Annotated in this window: 14 protein-coding genes and 2 pseudogenes; 15 read left to right on the top strand and 1 reads right to left on the bottom strand. The window is 43.6% G+C overall.

Going from position 1 to position 16,129, the window contains the following annotated elements; all coding sequences use genetic code 11:
* Nucleotides 1–150 precede the first annotated feature (150 nt).
* Nucleotides 151–534 (top strand): plasmid mobilization protein, encoded by a 384-nt coding sequence (locus NFS31_RS06290; RefSeq protein WP_416389433.1) that lies wholly within the window; start codon nt 151–153, stop codon nt 532–534.
* Between the two features lie 156 nt (nt 535–690).
* Here NFS31_RS06290 and NFS31_RS06285 read toward each other — a convergent pair whose 3' ends face one another.
* Nucleotides 691–1,032, bottom strand: a complete 342-nt coding sequence (locus NFS31_RS06285) for a winged helix-turn-helix transcriptional regulator (RefSeq protein ID WP_023347503.1) — start codon at nt 1,030–1,032, stop codon at nt 691–693.
* A gap of 125 nt (nt 1,033–1,157) precedes the next feature.
* Between NFS31_RS06285 and NFS31_RS06280 the strand changes: the two genes are divergently transcribed.
* The 14 genes and pseudogenes from NFS31_RS06280 to NFS31_RS06220 all read left to right on the top strand — a co-directional run bounded on the left by NFS31_RS06280 (nt 1,158) and on the right by NFS31_RS06220 (nt 15,693).
* Nucleotides 1,158–1,703, top strand: a complete 546-nt coding sequence (locus NFS31_RS06280) for a flavodoxin family protein (protein ID WP_251492700.1) — start codon at nt 1,158–1,160, stop codon at nt 1,701–1,703.
* 14 nt (nt 1,704–1,717) lie between these two features.
* Entirely contained in the window at nt 1,718–2,269 is a 552-nt protein-coding gene (locus tag NFS31_RS06275; RefSeq protein ID WP_251492697.1) for a flavodoxin family protein, read from the top strand.
* Nucleotides 2,244–2,441 (top strand): cysteine-rich KTR domain-containing protein, encoded by a 198-nt coding sequence (locus tag NFS31_RS06270; protein ID WP_251492695.1) that lies wholly within the window; start codon nt 2,244–2,246, stop codon nt 2,439–2,441. Before NFS31_RS06275 ends, NFS31_RS06270 begins: the two co-directional genes overlap by 26 nt.
* A 343-nt stretch (nt 2,442–2,784) precedes the next feature.
* Nucleotides 2,785–3,204: an RNA polymerase sigma factor gene (locus NFS31_RS06265; protein ID WP_251492693.1), complete on the top strand. Its 420-nt coding sequence runs from the start codon at nt 2,785–2,787 to the stop codon at nt 3,202–3,204.
* 546 nt (nt 3,205–3,750) lie between these two features.
* The gene (locus NFS31_RS06260; protein ID WP_251492691.1) at nt 3,751–5,256 is read left to right on the top strand and encodes a recombinase family protein; all 1,506 of its coding nucleotides are present in this window, start codon (nt 3,751–3,753) and stop codon (nt 5,254–5,256) included.
* A gap of 102 nt (nt 5,257–5,358) precedes the next feature.
* On the top strand, nt 5,359–5,946 hold the full coding sequence (locus tag NFS31_RS06255; protein WP_251492689.1) for a type IV toxin-antitoxin system AbiEi family antitoxin domain-containing protein: 588 nt from the start codon (nt 5,359–5,361) through the stop codon (nt 5,944–5,946).
* Nucleotides 5,921–6,901 (top strand): annotated as a pseudogene (locus NFS31_RS06250) (nucleotidyl transferase AbiEii/AbiGii toxin family protein). Before NFS31_RS06255 ends, NFS31_RS06250 begins: the two are co-directional and overlap by 26 nt.
* Before the next feature lie 53 nt (nt 6,902–6,954).
* A pseudogene (locus NFS31_RS28230) lies at nt 6,955–7,065 on the top strand (GIY-YIG nuclease family protein); the annotation flags it as partial.
* A 3-nt stretch (nt 7,066–7,068) separates the two neighbouring features.
* Nucleotides 7,069–7,443, top strand: a complete 375-nt coding sequence (locus tag NFS31_RS06245; protein WP_251492687.1) for a hypothetical protein — start codon at nt 7,069–7,071, stop codon at nt 7,441–7,443.
* A gap of 501 nt (nt 7,444–7,944) precedes the next feature.
* Nucleotides 7,945–9,486, top strand: a complete 1,542-nt coding sequence (locus tag NFS31_RS06240) for an IS1634 family transposase (protein ID WP_465223428.1) — start codon at nt 7,945–7,947, stop codon at nt 9,484–9,486.
* Nucleotides 9,487–9,785: 299 nt separating this feature from the next.
* The gene (locus tag NFS31_RS06235; protein ID WP_251492683.1) at nt 9,786–10,133 is read left to right on the top strand and encodes a hypothetical protein; all 348 of its coding nucleotides are present in this window, start codon (nt 9,786–9,788) and stop codon (nt 10,131–10,133) included.
* Nucleotides 10,099–10,680 (top strand): hypothetical protein, encoded by a 582-nt coding sequence (locus tag NFS31_RS06230; RefSeq protein WP_251492681.1) that lies wholly within the window; start codon nt 10,099–10,101, stop codon nt 10,678–10,680. The genes NFS31_RS06235 and NFS31_RS06230 overlap by 35 nt, the downstream gene beginning before the upstream one ends.
* A gap of 176 nt (nt 10,681–10,856) precedes the next feature.
* Nucleotides 10,857–14,624 (top strand): YobI family P-loop NTPase, encoded by a 3,768-nt coding sequence (locus NFS31_RS06225; RefSeq protein ID WP_251492680.1) that lies wholly within the window; start codon nt 10,857–10,859, stop codon nt 14,622–14,624.
* Between the two features lie 61 nt (nt 14,625–14,685).
* Nucleotides 14,686–15,693 (top strand): NTF2 fold immunity protein, encoded by a 1,008-nt coding sequence (locus NFS31_RS06220; protein WP_251492678.1) that lies wholly within the window; start codon nt 14,686–14,688, stop codon nt 15,691–15,693.
* The last annotated feature ends 436 nt before the right edge of the window (nt 15,694–16,129 follow it).

Here is a 16,129-nt window from a genome sequence, read left to right as displayed (position 1 = left end):
TGAAAATTAGCAATCTCAACGCCTTACCCCGCAAGGGTTTCCAGATCCGGTTTCGTAGGGGCTGGTATAGTATCATTCCCCACCCCCGATTTATCGAAATACTGTCAACATCTGAATTTATGGGAGGTATCTATGAGCGGTCAAAATTCAATGCCTTGCAGCCCTGAAAACCAGTCAACGCCGGTTGCTGGGAAAAAGCGTATTCGGAGCACGTCCGTCTGTGTCTGGCTGTCCCCGGATGAACAGGCAAAAATCCAGGAGCGCATGGCAGACGTGGGTATTCGCAACCTTTCAGCATATATGAGAAAAATGGCTCTCAACGGCTATGTGCTCCATGTTGACCTTGCGCCAGTCAAAGAGATCGTTTCCCTGCAAAGGCGGTGTGCAAATAATCTCAATCAAATCGCCGTCAGGGTGAATACTTGTGGCGGAGTTTACCCCGAAGAAATCAAGACCCTGCAAAAAGACTATGCGGATTTATGGGGGCCTCTCTCTGAACTGCTGGAGAAACTTTCGGAGGTGGTGGCGCTGTAAGGGCATAAGGCCCATGAGCGTCAGCGACGGGGCCGCAGACAGGGAAGCCTCTGGACACGGTGTCCAGAGGCTTCCGGCGGGTTTGGGGGCACCCCAACAAGCATTTTTGCGAAGCAAAAATTGCAAGTGTTATACACTTGCCCTGCTTGCCGCTAATCATGCGGTCGGAAGTCTGTTTTTTTCGCCCCATTCGCACATTCCATCCAAAATGGGCATAAGGGACTTCCCACGCTCTGTTAAACTATACTCAACTTTAGGTGGAATTTGCGGGTATTCCTCCCTATGTACCAATTGGTCATTTTCCAACTCTTTCAGTGTGGAACTCAGCGTCTTATAGGAAATTTCCCCAATATATTTTTTCATTTCGTTAAACCGCACGACCTTGAATTCCATCAAGGTATAAAGGATTGTCATTTTGTATTTGCCATTGATCAAAGACAGAGTATAGCTGAAACCTGTATCGTTAAGACACTCTTTTGAAATGCAGCGTTCGCCCATAGTACACTTTCCTCCAGGTAAGTATCGCACTTATATGTGCGTACTTGATTTCAGTTTAATTCTTGCTACAATAATACTATCAGATGTGGGTAAAGTCAAGCCCACAAAATCAGGAGGTATTTTGCATGAGCAAAAAAATTGTTGTTATTACTGGCAGTCCTCGAAAGAAGGGCAATAGCTTTGCCATGACGGAGGCGTTCATCCAGGCGGTAGAGGCGAAAGGCCATACTGTTACCCGCTTTGATGCCGCGCTGAAAAATGTGGGCGGCTGTCGGGCTTGCGAAACCTGCTTTAAGACTGGAAAAGCCTGCTCCTTTGACGACGACTTCAACGCGATTGCCCCCGCTATTCTGGAGGCCGACGCAGTGGTTTTCTCCATGCCCGTCTACTGGTATTCCATTCCCGCACAGATTAAGGGCGTCATTGACCGCCTGTTCTCTTTTGTGGTGGGCGGCAAGGATATTGCGGGCAAGGAGTGTGCTGTGATTGCCTGCTGTGAAGAAGATGATATGTCCATCTTTGACGGTGTGCGCGTCCCCATAGAACGCTCTGCCGCACTGATGAAGTGGAAGATGGTGGGCGAGGTTCTGGTTCCGGGCGTGCTGAATGTCGGTGATATTGCTAAGACAGACGGATGTAAACAGGCGGCGGCTCTGGCAGAGAAGTTTTAAGGAGGAAAACCACCATGCCCAAGAAAATTGTCATTCTCAATGGCAGTCCCCGCAGAAACGGAAACACCTCCGCGCTGGTTAAAGCGTTTACCAATGGCGCGGAGAGCGTCGGCCATACTGTAACAGAATTTTTTCTGGATAGCATGAGCATCCACGGCTGCAAAGGCTGCTTTGGTGGACATAGCAGCAAAGAGTGTCCCTGTGTCCAGCGGGATGACATGGACAAAATTTATCCGGCGGTGCGGGAGTGCGATGTGATCGTGCTGGCAAGTCCGCTCTATTACTGGAACATGAGCGGTCAAATCAGAACTGCCGTTGACCGCCTGTTTGCTTTGGAAGAGGGGGACGGCAATCTTCTGCGGGGACACAGCAGGGCTTCTGCACTGCTGATGGCTGCGGAAGGCTGCGGCTTTGATGATGTTCTTCTTTACTATAATCACTTGATGGAGCATTTGAAGTGGGATAATCTCGGCCATGTTCTTGCCGGAGGAAACGGAGACATAGGAGATATTGAGGGAAAACCCGAAGTATCTGCCGCTTATGAACTTGGGAAATCTATTACATAACAAAAGAAGCGAATGGATATATTGTCCCATTTGCGGCAGCAAAACACGTGATAAAATAAGAAAAGACAGTGTTTTGAAAAACTATCCCCTTTACTGCCCAAAGTGCAAAAAGGAAACTTTAGTTAGTGCAAAAAATCTACAAATAAGCGTTATCAAAGAGCCAGACGCATAGACGCAGGGCCGATAACACGCAGACTAAAATGCGGTTATCGGCTCTTTCCGTTTGAAAGATACGGCAACCGTTGAGGAGGTATTGTCGTGTCTTTCTATATTGTCCACCTCCCTGACCTGTCAAAAAAGCCCTCCCCTTCTAAAGGGAAGCCCTGGCCGCAACTGCGAAAATTGTAATATCCTGTCGCCCCGGTACGTCCGTGTAGCCTTGCGCTGTGCGGGCGTTTCTCTATTCCGAAGCCTCTGGACACGGTGTCCAGAGGCCAGGGGCGGCCCCGGCTGTCGCTCCCCGCCCCTCCATTTCGATCTGTCCCCTTCCACCAATATCGAAATGGAGGTTACATATGACAACCATCAAATTGAACCGCTACTATCCCCACCTGACCGAGAATATCATTCTGGAAGTTTCCGACGAAATCGCCGTCGTTCTCTCTACCGGGGGCCGTCAGTGTGACAGCTACAAACGGCGCAAGCGGGAGCATAACGAGTGTTCCCTGGACGTTGACCCCGGCTTTGAGCCGGATGTGATGTTCCCACCCTTGACCCCGGAGGAAATCATTCTGGACGAGGAAAACCGCTCCGCACTCTACGCCGCTCTTGACCAGCTCCCGCCCATCCAGGCTCGAAGGGTGTATGCCCACTACATTCTGGGCAAGAAAAAATCTGAGATTGCCAGGGCCGAAAATGTAGAGGGGAGCGCCGTTTGCGACAGTATCCGCCGGGGCTTAAAAAATCTTTCAGAAATTTTGAAAAATTTTCATTGAGGTGTACCCGAAATCGGCCAAAACCCGCCTGATGTATGAGGAGACTTATACACTGAGGACAACTGAATACACAGTATTCCAGGCACAAAACCTGCGTGAACAGCGACAAAAGGCGCGCCGCCAGGACAGCCCGCTCAAGGAGGTGAGAGAAGTGGGCCGAGCGATCAGCGCGAACCTTTGACCCGGCCCTGGCAAGCCGGGCGCGACGACAGCGCGGGGGATAATGAAACTTGCTCACGCCCTCCCATGGACTTGCGGGGGAGCTTCGCAGTATTGCGGAGCTATGACAGCCGGAGCCGTCGGCGGCCTGGGATGCTCCCCTGTGCCGGGGCGCGTGGCAAATTCGGCGCAATCATGGATCGAAATGGATTTATCCTCGCTGGACTTCTGGCCACCGTGACCAGAAGTGGGGCAAGGTTGAAGGGCAGCACTTTTCCGGGTGCTGCCTTTCTGCGTTTCCCCACATCCTTGTGCCCTGGGGCTGTCTTTGGTATAATATACTTGTAAAGGTTGACAGCTCCATTTCCCGACAGGAAAGGAGCTATCATGGAAAACCGTATCGACGCTATCTACGCCAGACAGTCTGTGGACCGCAAGGACAGTATCAGTATTGAAAGCCAAATCGAGTTTTGCAAGTACGAGTTAAGGGGTGGGAACCACAAGGATTATCAAGATAAGGGCTATTCCGGGAAGAATACGGACAGGCCAAAATTCCAGGAACTTTTAGCCGACATTCGACAGGGCTTAATTCGCCGGGTGGTGGTTTACAAGCTGGACCGTATCAGCCGCTCCATTTTGGACTTCGCAACCATGATGGAACTGTTCCAGGAGTACAACGTGGAGTTTGTTTCCTCTACGGAAAAGTTTGACACATCTACCCCGATGGGCCGGGCCATGCTGAATATCTGTATCGTGTTCGCTCAGTTAGAGCGAGAGACGATACAAAAGCGCGTGACCGACGCTTACTATTCCCGATGTCAGCGGGGGTTCCACATGAGCGGTGCCGCCCCCTATGGCTTCAAGCTGGAGCCTACCACCCTCCAAGGTATCCGCACGAAAATGATGATCCCGGACCCCGCCACGGCGAATATTGCCCGCCTGATGTTTGAAATGTACGCCGAGCCGTCCACGTCGTTCGGGGATATTGCCCGGTACTTTGCTGAAAACAATATCCTGATTTACGGCAAAGAATTGAAACGGGGCTTTATCTCCCAACTGCTCCGCAACCCGATTTACGCCCAGGCCGACCTGGAGCTGTACGAATTTTTCAAGGGTCAGGGGGCCGTGGTGGTCAATGACGCGGCGGACTTCGCCGGGACCAACGGCTGCTATCTCTACCAGGGCCGGGACGTGCAGGAGCGAAAAAACAAGGACCTGCGCGGACAGATCCTTGTGTTGGCTCCCAGTGAGGGCATTGTTTCCGCCGATACCTGGCTGCGGTGCAGGAAGAAGCTGCTGGCAAATATCACGTTCCAGGGAGGGCGTAAGGCCCGGAATACCTGGCTGGCCGGAAAAATCAAATGTGGGCGCTGCGGGTATGCCCTTATGAGCGTGGGCAACCCGGCAGGGACGCAGTATCTTCGGTGTTCCAAGCGGGCGGACAACAAAAGCTGTGAGGGCTGCGGGACGCTTCGGACGGCGGAGTTTGAGCAATTTGTCTATGGGGAGATGGTGAAGAAGCTCTCCGAATTTCAAACCCTGACCGCAAAAGCAACGACCGTCAATCCCAAGCTGACCGCCTTGAATGTGGAGCTGGCCCAGGTGGAGAACGAAATTGAAAAACTGCTGAATACCCTGACCGGAGCCAATGCGGTTCTGCTGTCCTATGCCAACGGGAAAATCGAGGAGCTGGACGCCAGCCGCCAACGGCTGATAAAGGAAATCGCGGCACTGAACGCGGAAACAATCTCTCCACAGAAAATTGAGTTTCTGTCTGCCCATCTGGAGAACTGGAACACGATTGACTTTGATGACCGACGGCAGGTGACGGACATCATTCTCTCTCAAGTCCAGGCCACCAGCAACCGCGTTTCGTTTGAGTGGAAAATCTGAAAATCTTTCTCTCTGCGCTTTATACTATGGCCTGTGTGCCCTTGTTAAGCGTTGCTACGAAATAATCTTTACACATGCATTAGTGGAGAAACAGATGCACCATTGGCGAACCGTTATCAAATTGCAGGAGCGATCACACCTACATCTTATCTTTCTCATCATTCGGCAATGGAATATTATGGAATTAGTGACCAGATTTTTTATGAGGTTTATGTATCTTCCAATACGATGTTTCGGGACTTTGAATTTGATGGATACACGTTTTGTTATGTGTGTTCTAAATGTAATGAGGGAGTTGAAACAGTGAAATACAGTGGGGGTGTGCGAATAACAGATAAGGAACGGACTGTGATTGACAGTATTAAGGATTTGGATAAAATAGCAGGACTGGAAGAAGTGATTGATAATATTCAAGCAGTATCTGTTCTTAGAGAAAAACGTATGCTTGCCTATTTAGAATGTTATGATAATCAGTTTTTATATCAAAAAGCAGGATTTTTGTTGAAAAGTCAACAGGAACGCATTGGATTATCAAATGAGTTCTTTCAGACATGTCAGGATAGGATTGGGCGCAGTAAACGTTATTTGACGAAAGATTACAAGGAAGGAAAATATAATGCTATATGGCGGCTTGTAGTTCCGGAACAGATGTATTATTTGAAAAATGAAGGAGTCAGGCATGAATTATAATAAGGGACAACTTGGACAAATGGCAAAGCAGTATGGATTTGTTCGGGACACATTTGAAAAAGTGTTAAGGCTGAAAGAGATATTGACCTATTTGAATACAGATGAATATCTGCATGAACATCTGGCTTTAAAAGGCGGAACAGCGATCAACATGACTATTTTCAATCTGCCAAGACTGTCTGTTGACTTAGACTTGGATTTTACACCTAATCTGCCATTGGGAGATATGGAAAAAGCCAGAGAGAAAATCACAAAAATGCTGGAAAACTATATGACAGAGGAAGGATATTTTCTGTCAGGATCTTCTAGGTATAGTCATAGCCTGGATTCTATGCTGTTCCAATATCAAAATGCCGGCGGCAACAGGGATAATATAAAATTGGAGTTGAATTACTCCCTGTGATCTCACATTTTTGCTCCAGTAGAGAGAAAGGTTGTAACGGATATTTTTGAGGAAGATGTAATGGTACGGACTTTGGAACCTATAGAGATCTTTGCCGCAAAAGCAAATGCGCTTATGAGTCGGGCAGCAGCCAGAGATTTGTATGATTTCAATAATATGATTTATTTTGGCTTGTTTGACGGATCGGAATATGAATTACTTCGTAAATGTATTATTTTTTATGCATCCATATCGGCAGATATGATCAATAAGACTTTTAATACATCTGCGATTGATGGAGTGGAATTTTCTAAGATTAGGCGTGATTTATTTCCAGTGCTTCGGAAAAAAGATAATTTTAATTTAGATGAACGTAAGAAGGAAGCCAAAAAGTTTATTAAGGAACTTATGGTTTTGACACCAGAGGAAAAGGAATATCGGGAACTGTTTGAAACTGGGGAGTATAGACCGGAATTGTTGTTTGAGGATGATGAGATCATACAGAATATAGGGGAGCATCCTATGGCTATATGGAAGATGAAAAATGAACAAGAAATGAAGATTATGTTTTAAATTACGATAAGAAATAATTCGTTTTTTGATAGTTCTGAGTAGAATTATCTGAAATTTATGTTCGCAATTATATAGAATTTGAAAAAGAGATACATAGAAAGCTGGATTCTTATAGAGTAAATCCCAGGAGAGAATTTTTTGCAGTTTCTATAGATAAAGCAATAGAAGTGATTGATGATGAAAAAAAGAAACCATATTATAAAGCAGATGATACATATTCTGCTATTGAAATATTGCCAAAGCTAGTACAAAAATATGGTACTTATATTGATCCTGATATTGTGTCAGCAAAAATTTATCAAGAGATAGAAAGAGTCTATTTTGAATATACAAAGTACGAATATATAGGTGGTTATTTAAAAAATCAAAGCATTTATAGGATTGACTTAGGCTTTATAATAGAGGACATAGATGAAGAGGATAAAGTATTAAAAAAAGAAGTACCTATAGAAGTGAATGTTAAAAAATTTCTTGAGTTAGATGATATTTCAATGACAAATTGTATTAGTGATATATTTATAGAGGAATGGTTCTTGACTTAACTTTATCAAATCTTGACATGTATGGGGATTCAAATTATGTACAATGGAAATTTTCTTTTCCGGATTTCTTTGCATATGTCTCTTTGGGACAAACTGTCTACGAAGGAAGAAATTTAGCTATGGATTGAAATCTTTGCTTATTTCTTCTAAGTATACTGGCGAGTTGAAAGTTCTCATGTTTACGGAAAATTTATACAATATATAGTAGATATGCTGTTCTGAGTAATACAACATCTAGCGTGCAAAACAGAACTTTCAACTCTCTAGTAACCTAGGCTCCCGGAAAAAATTATAACAACAGCCACGTAACTCATCTGTCTGCCTTAAAAATACTGAAAACACACCATTTTCATATGGTTTTCGTACAATTATAGCTTGCTTCTTCTGTTTAATGTTGTTATAGTGTATAACAACATTGATTATGGGAGGTCCAAATGAGTTACGAGGTGATTCAAATAGTCGGCATATACCAATACATCTATCTTGCGGAAGGATACCGCAATGAGAACGGGCAGCCGCGTCAAAAGCGAAAGCCAATCGGCAAGATTTGACCCGGTAACCGGTCAAAAAATATATAAACCTGAATATCTGGAACAGCTTAAGAGCGGCGGCGCACAGGTTCCGATGCAGTGCCAGGAATCAGAAAAGCTGTTTTCCGTAAAAGATATCCGCAAATCCTCCATACGTTCTTATGGTGCCTACTATTTATATACAAAGATATCTGAACGGAACGGATTGCTCCAGGCATTAAAGGAATCCCTTCCGGATTGCTGGATGGAGTGTTTTACTCTGGCCTGTTACATGATATCCACAGGAGACCCTCTTATGTATTGTAAGGATTGGCTGATGGATACGGAGTCTTATCCGGTCGGCAGCCTCTCGTCCCAACGTATCAGTGAATTGCTGATGTCCCTCCCGGCGCAGGAGAGAGAAGCCTTTTATGGGAACTGGTACGCTGCCCATGATGACAAGGAATATCTGGCGCTGGACATCACGTCGGAATCCTCTTATTCGGAACTGATCGAAGACGTGGAGTGGGGATATAACCGTGACCATGAGCAGCTTCCCCAAATCAATCTATGCATGATGATGGGGGAGACGAGCCGATTACCAATCCATCAGACGGTGTATGCCGGAAGCCATAAGGATGTACGTACTCTGATAACCTCGCTTTCCCGGTTTGAAGCTGCCACAGGAAGGCATTCGGTGACAATTGTTATGGATAAGGGCTTTTTCAGCTCCCCAAATGTCAATTTTCTGTTGGGCGGCCAACACAGGCCGGCACATAACTTTCTGATTTCCATACCATTCACTTGCGCATTCGCAAAGAAGCAAATAGAAAGCGAACGCAAAGATATTGACCGTGTAGAGAATACCATTGTTGTGAACGGCTATCCATTGCGGGCGGTTACAAAGGTTCGGGCGTGGAATAAAGACCATAAAGTTTATACCCATATCTACTATAACGCAAAGAAGGCTTTTGGAATACGGGAGGATCTATATGCAAAAGTTTCCATGCTCAGACAGAAGGCGGTCATGCATCCTGAAAAATACATAGCGGATGAGGAATGCCGGAAATATCTGAATATCAGGAAGTCGGAAAAGCAGGCGTCAGGATATACGGTCAGCATCCGCAGCGATGTATTGGAAAAGGCCCTGTATACTGCGGGATGGGTGGTGTTAATCAGCAATGACATCAAGGAAGCTGTAGAGGCAATGTGCATTTACCGTGATAAGGATGTTGTGGAAAAAAGTTTTCTGCGTCTTAAAAACAGCATTGACTTAGGAAGGTTGCGGGTCCATAGTGATAACACGATGCAGGGGAAACTGTTTGTCGGATTTCTGGCTTCCATACTAATGGCAGAGATTAATAAAACGATGGTGGAACATGATATGTATAAAAACTATACTATGAGGGAGGTGCTAAATATTTTGGCAAAACTGCGGGTACAGGATATTAACAACAGGCGGATACTATATCCGGTAACAAAGGAACAGAGACTCATTTATGAAGCTTTTGGGGTTGCCCTCCCCACAGAGTAGGGTGTTGTTATAATTTTCAGCGGGATTTTAGGTCATAAGTATCCGGGCTTGAAAGCGCCAATCGTTTGTGCAAAAGAGAAGGCTGCAACTTATAAAAATTCGGCTTCTGGAACTCCAGACGTTATGACGTGCTTTGTAGTATACCGATACCAGAACCAGTATAAAACAATAAATGGAGAAACAGAAGCACCCAAAAAGAAAATATTTGCGAGACCAACATTCATTATCGTTTGTGCCGGGGCGTAAATCAAAGAAACTCAAGGAGGAAAGCTGGGCTGTGCCCCGGCATAATCACAAAAATGAAAGAGAAAAGAAAATATTTTTTCATTATAATGGTAGCATGCTGCTTGTTCACAGCCTGCCATATGGTTGCCATACCGAGGCAGGAGGCTTTTGGTGAACAGAGCTATTCCGGCAATGAAGCGCAGGCAGTCTATGAGGAGGTCTGTGCATGGGTGGCACAGGCCGATTTTTCCGATTGGAGAGGATACAACATTGAACTGGACAAGGACATAGTGAGCTACGACTTCTACCATACGGAAAAGTATACCGTGGCGTGGCATGAGGGAGTGGAAAAGAAATATCTCTGGTACCAGGGGCGACTGTACTGTTATGACGGCGGCTTGCCGGGAGATGGGCTGGGATGAGCTGCAGGCTGACAGCTATGCGGAGCAGCAATGGGAATTTGTTATGGAGCTGCTTACGCAGGATCCGACAGAAGTGGAGTATAAATACATCCCTATGGCCTCGGGCAGTCAATACCTGCTGACTGTTAAATATCAGGAAACATCATGGGAAGGCCAGTCCAGACAGTTCCCGAAGATGCGTTTCCGGCTGGATGCGGAAAATCATTTCAGCAGTTTTACCCTGCACTGGCAAGAGGGAAACGGTAGGGTAACCGATGTAAGCTACTTCCCTTATGATGGTTCCGCCAGTCTGCAGGCAGAGCGGAAGATTTGGGGCTTTGCCTATGAAGTGGGGCTGATGGGGGAGGGCGTTCCTGCACTTTCGGATCAGGAGGATGACAGGGAGAGATGCAGGACTGTGATTTCCGGCATTGAAAGTTTTGAAAGTTTGTCAGAGAGGGCAGTGCATCAGGAGAATCTGGCGTTTCCGGTGCTGCTTGAGCAGGATAAGGGAGCTGGCGGTTCAGGAAGCATTGCCGGTGGGAAAGAGGCAAGCGGTTCAGAATGAAGATATTGGGGGAAGCTACAGTATCTGCAAAAGCCAGGCGGTCCTCCCCATATGGAGCAGGGACTGCAGATGCTGTTCTGTTTTTTTGCGGATGAAGGACTGGGTGGCATAGGTGAGGGACGCTGCAGGCAAAGTATTGTGATAAGGGGTAGAATATACGGAAATGGGAGAAATACATGGATATAAATTTATTCAATAAGTTAAAAAATAAGTTGTTTTCCGATTTAAATAATGAGAAATCAATATATTCTGATTTGGTGCCAATAGATAGTCTGGATAGCGAAGCAGAAAGCTTAAAAGCGCTTCATTGGGCTATATCAAATCCCAAGATTAAAAATATTGCTTTAACAGGTCCTTACGGTGCTGGAAAGAGCAGTATCATTAATTCATATTTAAAACGGCACCTCAAGTGTAAAGCTATTGGCCTTTCTTTGGCCACTTTTGATGGCAGATCATGGGATAAAGTACAACAATTGTTTGATGAGAAAAACTACACTGATGCTCAAAATGCAAAAAAGGAATTTGAGGATGAACTTGAAAGAGGAATACTCAAGCAGCTTTTTTATAAAGTCGATGCGGTTAAAATACCGCTAAGCCGTTATCGGAAATTGCATCATGTGAATCTTTGGAAATACATAACAGGAATCATGTTTTTGGTAATGGCCATTATTTCCGGAATATATTTGCTATTCCCTGATGAAGTGGTAAGTGTTTTCACAACATATAGAGACGGAATCGCATCCATTAAAGAGGCAGTAGCGCGTTTCATAGCGTTTGTGATTGCTCTTTTAGGAGTTGGCTATATCATCCGCTATATTATGTCAAAGTTTACAATTAAAGAAATCAGCGTTGGTGATATAAGTGCACAAGGAGAAGAAAGTTCGGATGATTCTGTACTCAACAGAAACATAGATGAGATGCTGTATTTTTTTGAAAGAACAAAATATGATGTTGTTTTTATAGAAGACTTGGATCGTTTTAACAGCACATCGATTTTTATTAAGTTGAGGGAAATCAATACTATCTTAAATCAGTATGATGTGATAAAGAAAAAGGGAAAAATTACCTTTGTATATGCTGTGAGGGATGATCTTTTTCAGGAGGAGACAGAGCGGACAAAGTTTTTTGATTTTTTGATACCGGTTATTCCTGTTATCAATTCCACTAATTCCGGTGAAGTAATGCGTAACCTGCTTGGAATGGGAGAGCGAAGAAAAGATGATAAAGAGTACCCGAAACATGATGTGTCACAAAAATTTGTGACGCTGGTATCACCATATATTGGCGATATGCGCATTCTGATTAGCATTGTCAATGAATTTTGGATTTATAAGAAAACAATAAAGGAAAGCCAGGATGTGTCATTAAATGACGAAAATATGCTGGCTCTTGTGATATATAAAAATTTATTTCCTAAGGATTTTGCTTTGCTGGAATCAGAAGCCGGAGATGTGAAGGATGCGTTTCTGTATAAAGCAGAGGCTTGTAAAAAGATGCAGGACAAGCTTAATACCGAAAAGACAAACTTCGAAACAGAGATAATGCAGTTACGGCAAGATATTGCAAAATCAATCAAAGAGATCAAGATTTTAATATTGTCTGAATTGATAAAAAATAGAGGCATTATTTCACTAATTAAAGTTTCAAATAATACTTTTAGTTATAATCAGATGTTGGAGGATTCTTTTAATTTTGCAAAAATAAGAAAAGGGCAGCTTAGGGTATATTATTATCCAATTAGTTCGGATAATTACAGTGATAGACAAGAGGAAGTTTTTACTGATGTTCAGGATTTAACTGAGCGCATGAAAGAGTTATTTACAAGATACGATAGACAATTAAAATTTTATAACAAACCTACAGAAGAGACAAAAAAAGAAATAGAGAAACTTGAAAAAGCAATTGCAGCACTTAGGGCAAAGACAGTGCAGCAGCTGCTTGAGAGCAATGCACCAGAAGAAGTTTTACCAGAAAATGTACGGGCCAATAATCTTTTGATGTTTATGCTTCGCCATGGCTACATTAACGAGAATTACGCAGATTATATAAATTATTTCCATCCTGGAAGTATTACGAAAGAAGAGTTAAATTTTATTTTATGGATTAGAAACTTTAAAGGCGAGAACGATTTTTCATTTGCTATAAAGCATTGTGCCAATGTAACAGACCGCTTGTATGACTATGAATTTGGGCAGGTTGAAGCATTGAATTATGATTTGGCAGATTATTTGATAGGCCATGATTGCAATAGCGATAAACAACTAGCTTTTATAAAGCAATTGGTAAATCAATCAAAGGTAAGCTTAAAGTTTATTAAGGCTTATATTGACAGAGGAATAAATATAGAACAATTTATTCGGTTATTATGCCATGCAAGTCCTCTTATTTGGACAGAATTTATGTACGATGAACAATTATCGTTAAAAAAGAAGAATCTATACTTTAAACTGATGATTAATGCGTGTGATGTATATGATATAGAAAACAACAATGTAGGATACGAAGATGAAGAGAGCGGAATTTATAGTGAGGGTGTGGTAAAAGAGTATTTTGAAGATCAAGAGAATATTCTGCATGAATTGGCCGGTGTTCCCTGGAACAAAATAAAGCAGGTCATAGATGAATTAGGCATAAGATTTAATAAGCTTAATATGGCTGACTTGGAGAAGAATATAATTGATGATATCATAAGAGAAAGGTATATTGAACTTACTCATTCCATAATGGAAGCGCTATGTAAGGCATTGGGAGATGAGGACAGCGATGATAAGTTATTTAAATGTAATTATCAGTGGCTTTGCGGATTAAATAATGAATCTTTGTTGGAATATGTGCATGATGTGTTTCCGGGATATGTTCGTGTCTTTATTATCGGTGAAGAATCCAATACCGAGGAAGAAAAAGAATCTGTAGATGCCATCCTGCAAAGAATATTCGAAGAAGATGCAACTCTATGCATTGAAGTAATTGAAAAGGAGCATTTGGCATATTGGAACAAATTGACGGATTGCTTAGAGGATTTTGAGGATAAATGCAAACAGGAAATATGGGATTGTCTTCTGCAAAACAATAGAACGGATGCATCGTGGGATAATTATTTGGACTATCATGCATTGTTTGGACTAACCGAAGCCCTTTTGCCATATTTTGACGAAAATGTAGATACAATATTAAGAAGTGATGCCGGTGAAGGGATTGACGATGAAATTATTAAGGAGTTGATAACTGCAGATTTATCGGATATAAGTTTTGAAAAGCTAATTATAAAATGCAGGTTAGACGAATTTACAAATAAGCTTAGTGAGTTTTCAGAAAATAAATTAAAAATATTAGTTCAAAATCACTATTTCAAATTTACTCCAGAGAAATTGCTGGAGATGAAAGGGATTTCTCAGAGTTTAGGGATAGAGTTTATTTGTGAAAATGTTTCAGTTTTTCTTGCATGTATGGAGCAATGCAATATAGATTTGACAGATATAAAAGGGATTATAGAACTTAAAATTCTTAATAAGGAAAATCTGCTGAGGGTGTTAAGCTTTGTTGAGCCAATGGATGTAGATAAGGAATTTGCGTTGTTAGCAAAAGATTTAAATTTTATATTGCCAAAAGAATATGTAGAAGCAATATGGCAGGTGCTTGACAAGCAGGACAAGTATCAATTCCTGTATGTTCAAATGGAAGTATTTAGTTTGGATGAAATAGCAGAGAAATTTGGGGAATTGGGCGGTGTATATGGACAGTTCTCTTCCAGAACAAGACACAAATATAGTTTGCATAAAACCGAATTCAATGAAGCGTTATGCCATAGACTGGTGGAGATGGAGTTTTTATCATCCTGTGATATAACGGAAGAAAAAGTTGGCACAGATCCTATAACATTTCAAGATAAGTACGAGAAACGCATTACTGGAAATGTAAAGAAGAGATCAGATAAACAACAATAGAATGATAGATCATGAAAATATTAAAAGCAAGGTAGAAAAGTCGGCAGGAGGAATACAGATTATGGGAAAGGCAGCACCCAGCTGGCAGACATTTATCAGCTGTAACGGCGGCGGTTTAATCATCCGGCATCTGAAAAGCGGGCTGGCAGAGGATTTGGAGATTCCATGGCCTGCAAAATTAAAGAGAATCACATACGAGAGGGTTCGGTTCAGGGCAGAGGATCTCTATCCTTTGTCAAAGTATGTGAAAACACTGGATACAATAGAAATGAAAGACTGCGAATTCGCAGAAGGGGCGCTGTCCGTCCTGGCAGGGATGTTCTCCCTCCGATATCTGTCATTTGAAAACTGTGGGATATCAGACACTGATATGAACTGGTTCAGGGGGACACCTAAACTGAGCGGCCTGGTGCTGGCGGGAAATCCGGGATGCACAGGCGCAGTGGTAGCAGCTGCTAACGCATCGCCGCTTGAGCGCCTGGATTTAAAGGGGACTGGCTTTCAGGATGAGGATATTCCTCTGTTGCTGTCTTTCCCGCGTTTGGGATATCTGAACCTCAGCGATACGAAGGTGACCGGGGCGGCGCTGCCCCAGTTGGCGGTGAACAGGAATCTCAATATCATCTGTGGGCATGACCGAAATGGAGTTGCCAGGTTTCGAGCTGCCCAGAGAAATAACTGGAAGAAAGAGCTGGTTTTTGATTCAGAACCGGTAGAGGAAGCGATGGAGGCAGTCAGGCACTTTTATAAGGTGAGCCAGGAGGGCGGGCAGCGCAGAACCAGTCTGGTCACAGGGCGGTATCTGGATTACTGCAGGGCGCACGGGTACAATGGCGTGGATGTGGGCCAGAAAGTCTCTTTCAGCGATTCGTCTGTCCTGCCCTATCAAGGTTACCAGGTGATTGACGTGGAACAGATTACCCGCAAAAAGTTTTATGTGTACAGCGAAAGTGATGATGTGGTTCTCAGCCAGTACCGATGCCTGGTCATACAGACAGAGGACAGTTGGAAGATTGACAAAAACGAACGGCTGACAGATGGAAAATGGAAGTTCTGGCGTTTGGATTAGCGGCTTATTTGTCCCGCTTGGCAGAATGCAGATGCCATATCGGGGCATGGGCAGGGGAGAAATTTGGAAGTAAACTTCTTAGTAATGAAAACATTGTGTTCTGAGGATTTATATTTCCCGACCATATGTCACATATTCTGTAGCTGATGCTTTGAGGCAGATATGCAGCCGAAGGTGGTGCAGAGCATCATGGAGATCAACATTACAGTACAACGATTGACATTGATACTCATGTGGCGGATGAGAAGTATCAGGGGGAAATTGGGAAGTTTGGAAAGGCTATGGAGGTTGCTGAATTGGGAGAAATGGACAATTCTGGGATGGTGCAGACACTTCAGTGAGGTGCATATATTAAAATACTCAAACTTCCCACACCGATTGGTGTGCTGAACCTTGAAAAATCAATACTTTAGTCCATAAAAAAGGCACAAACCTG

The organism is Otoolea muris (genome assembly GCF_943193115.1).
Classification (GTDB): domain Bacteria; phylum Bacillota; class Clostridia; order Lachnospirales; family Lachnospiraceae; genus Otoolea; species Otoolea muris.
Note: the sequence above shows the minus strand (reverse complement) of the source record. Positions and strands in the feature narration are given on the sequence as shown.

Coding starts and splice junctions, on each gene's coding strand:
- NFS31_RS06290 (WP_416389433.1), top strand. CDS start 151: ATGCCTTGCAGCCCTGAAAACCAGTCAACGCCGGTTGCTGGGAAAAAG.
- NFS31_RS06285 (WP_023347503.1), bottom strand. CDS start 1,032: ATGGGCGAACGCTGCATTTCAAAAGAGTGTCTTAACGATACAGGTTTC.
- NFS31_RS06280 (WP_251492700.1), top strand. CDS start 1,158: ATGAGCAAAAAAATTGTTGTTATTACTGGCAGTCCTCGAAAGAAGGGC.
- NFS31_RS06275 (WP_251492697.1), top strand. CDS start 1,718: ATGCCCAAGAAAATTGTCATTCTCAATGGCAGTCCCCGCAGAAACGGA.
- NFS31_RS06270 (WP_251492695.1), top strand. CDS start 2,244: ATGAACTTGGGAAATCTATTACATAACAAAAGAAGCGAATGGATATAT.
- NFS31_RS06265 (WP_251492693.1), top strand. CDS start 2,785: ATGACAACCATCAAATTGAACCGCTACTATCCCCACCTGACCGAGAAT.
- NFS31_RS06260 (WP_251492691.1), top strand. CDS start 3,751: ATGGAAAACCGTATCGACGCTATCTACGCCAGACAGTCTGTGGACCGC.
- NFS31_RS06240 (WP_465223428.1), top strand. CDS start 7,945: ATGAGAACGGGCAGCCGCGTCAAAAGCGAAAGCCAATCGGCAAGATTT.
- NFS31_RS06235 (WP_251492683.1), top strand. CDS start 9,786: ATGAAAGAGAAAAGAAAATATTTTTTCATTATAATGGTAGCATGCTGC.
- NFS31_RS06230 (WP_251492681.1), top strand. CDS start 10,099: ATGACGGCGGCTTGCCGGGAGATGGGCTGGGATGAGCTGCAGGCTGAC.
- NFS31_RS06225 (WP_251492680.1), top strand. CDS start 10,857: ATGGATATAAATTTATTCAATAAGTTAAAAAATAAGTTGTTTTCCGAT.
- NFS31_RS06220 (WP_251492678.1), top strand. CDS start 14,686: ATGGGAAAGGCAGCACCCAGCTGGCAGACATTTATCAGCTGTAACGGC.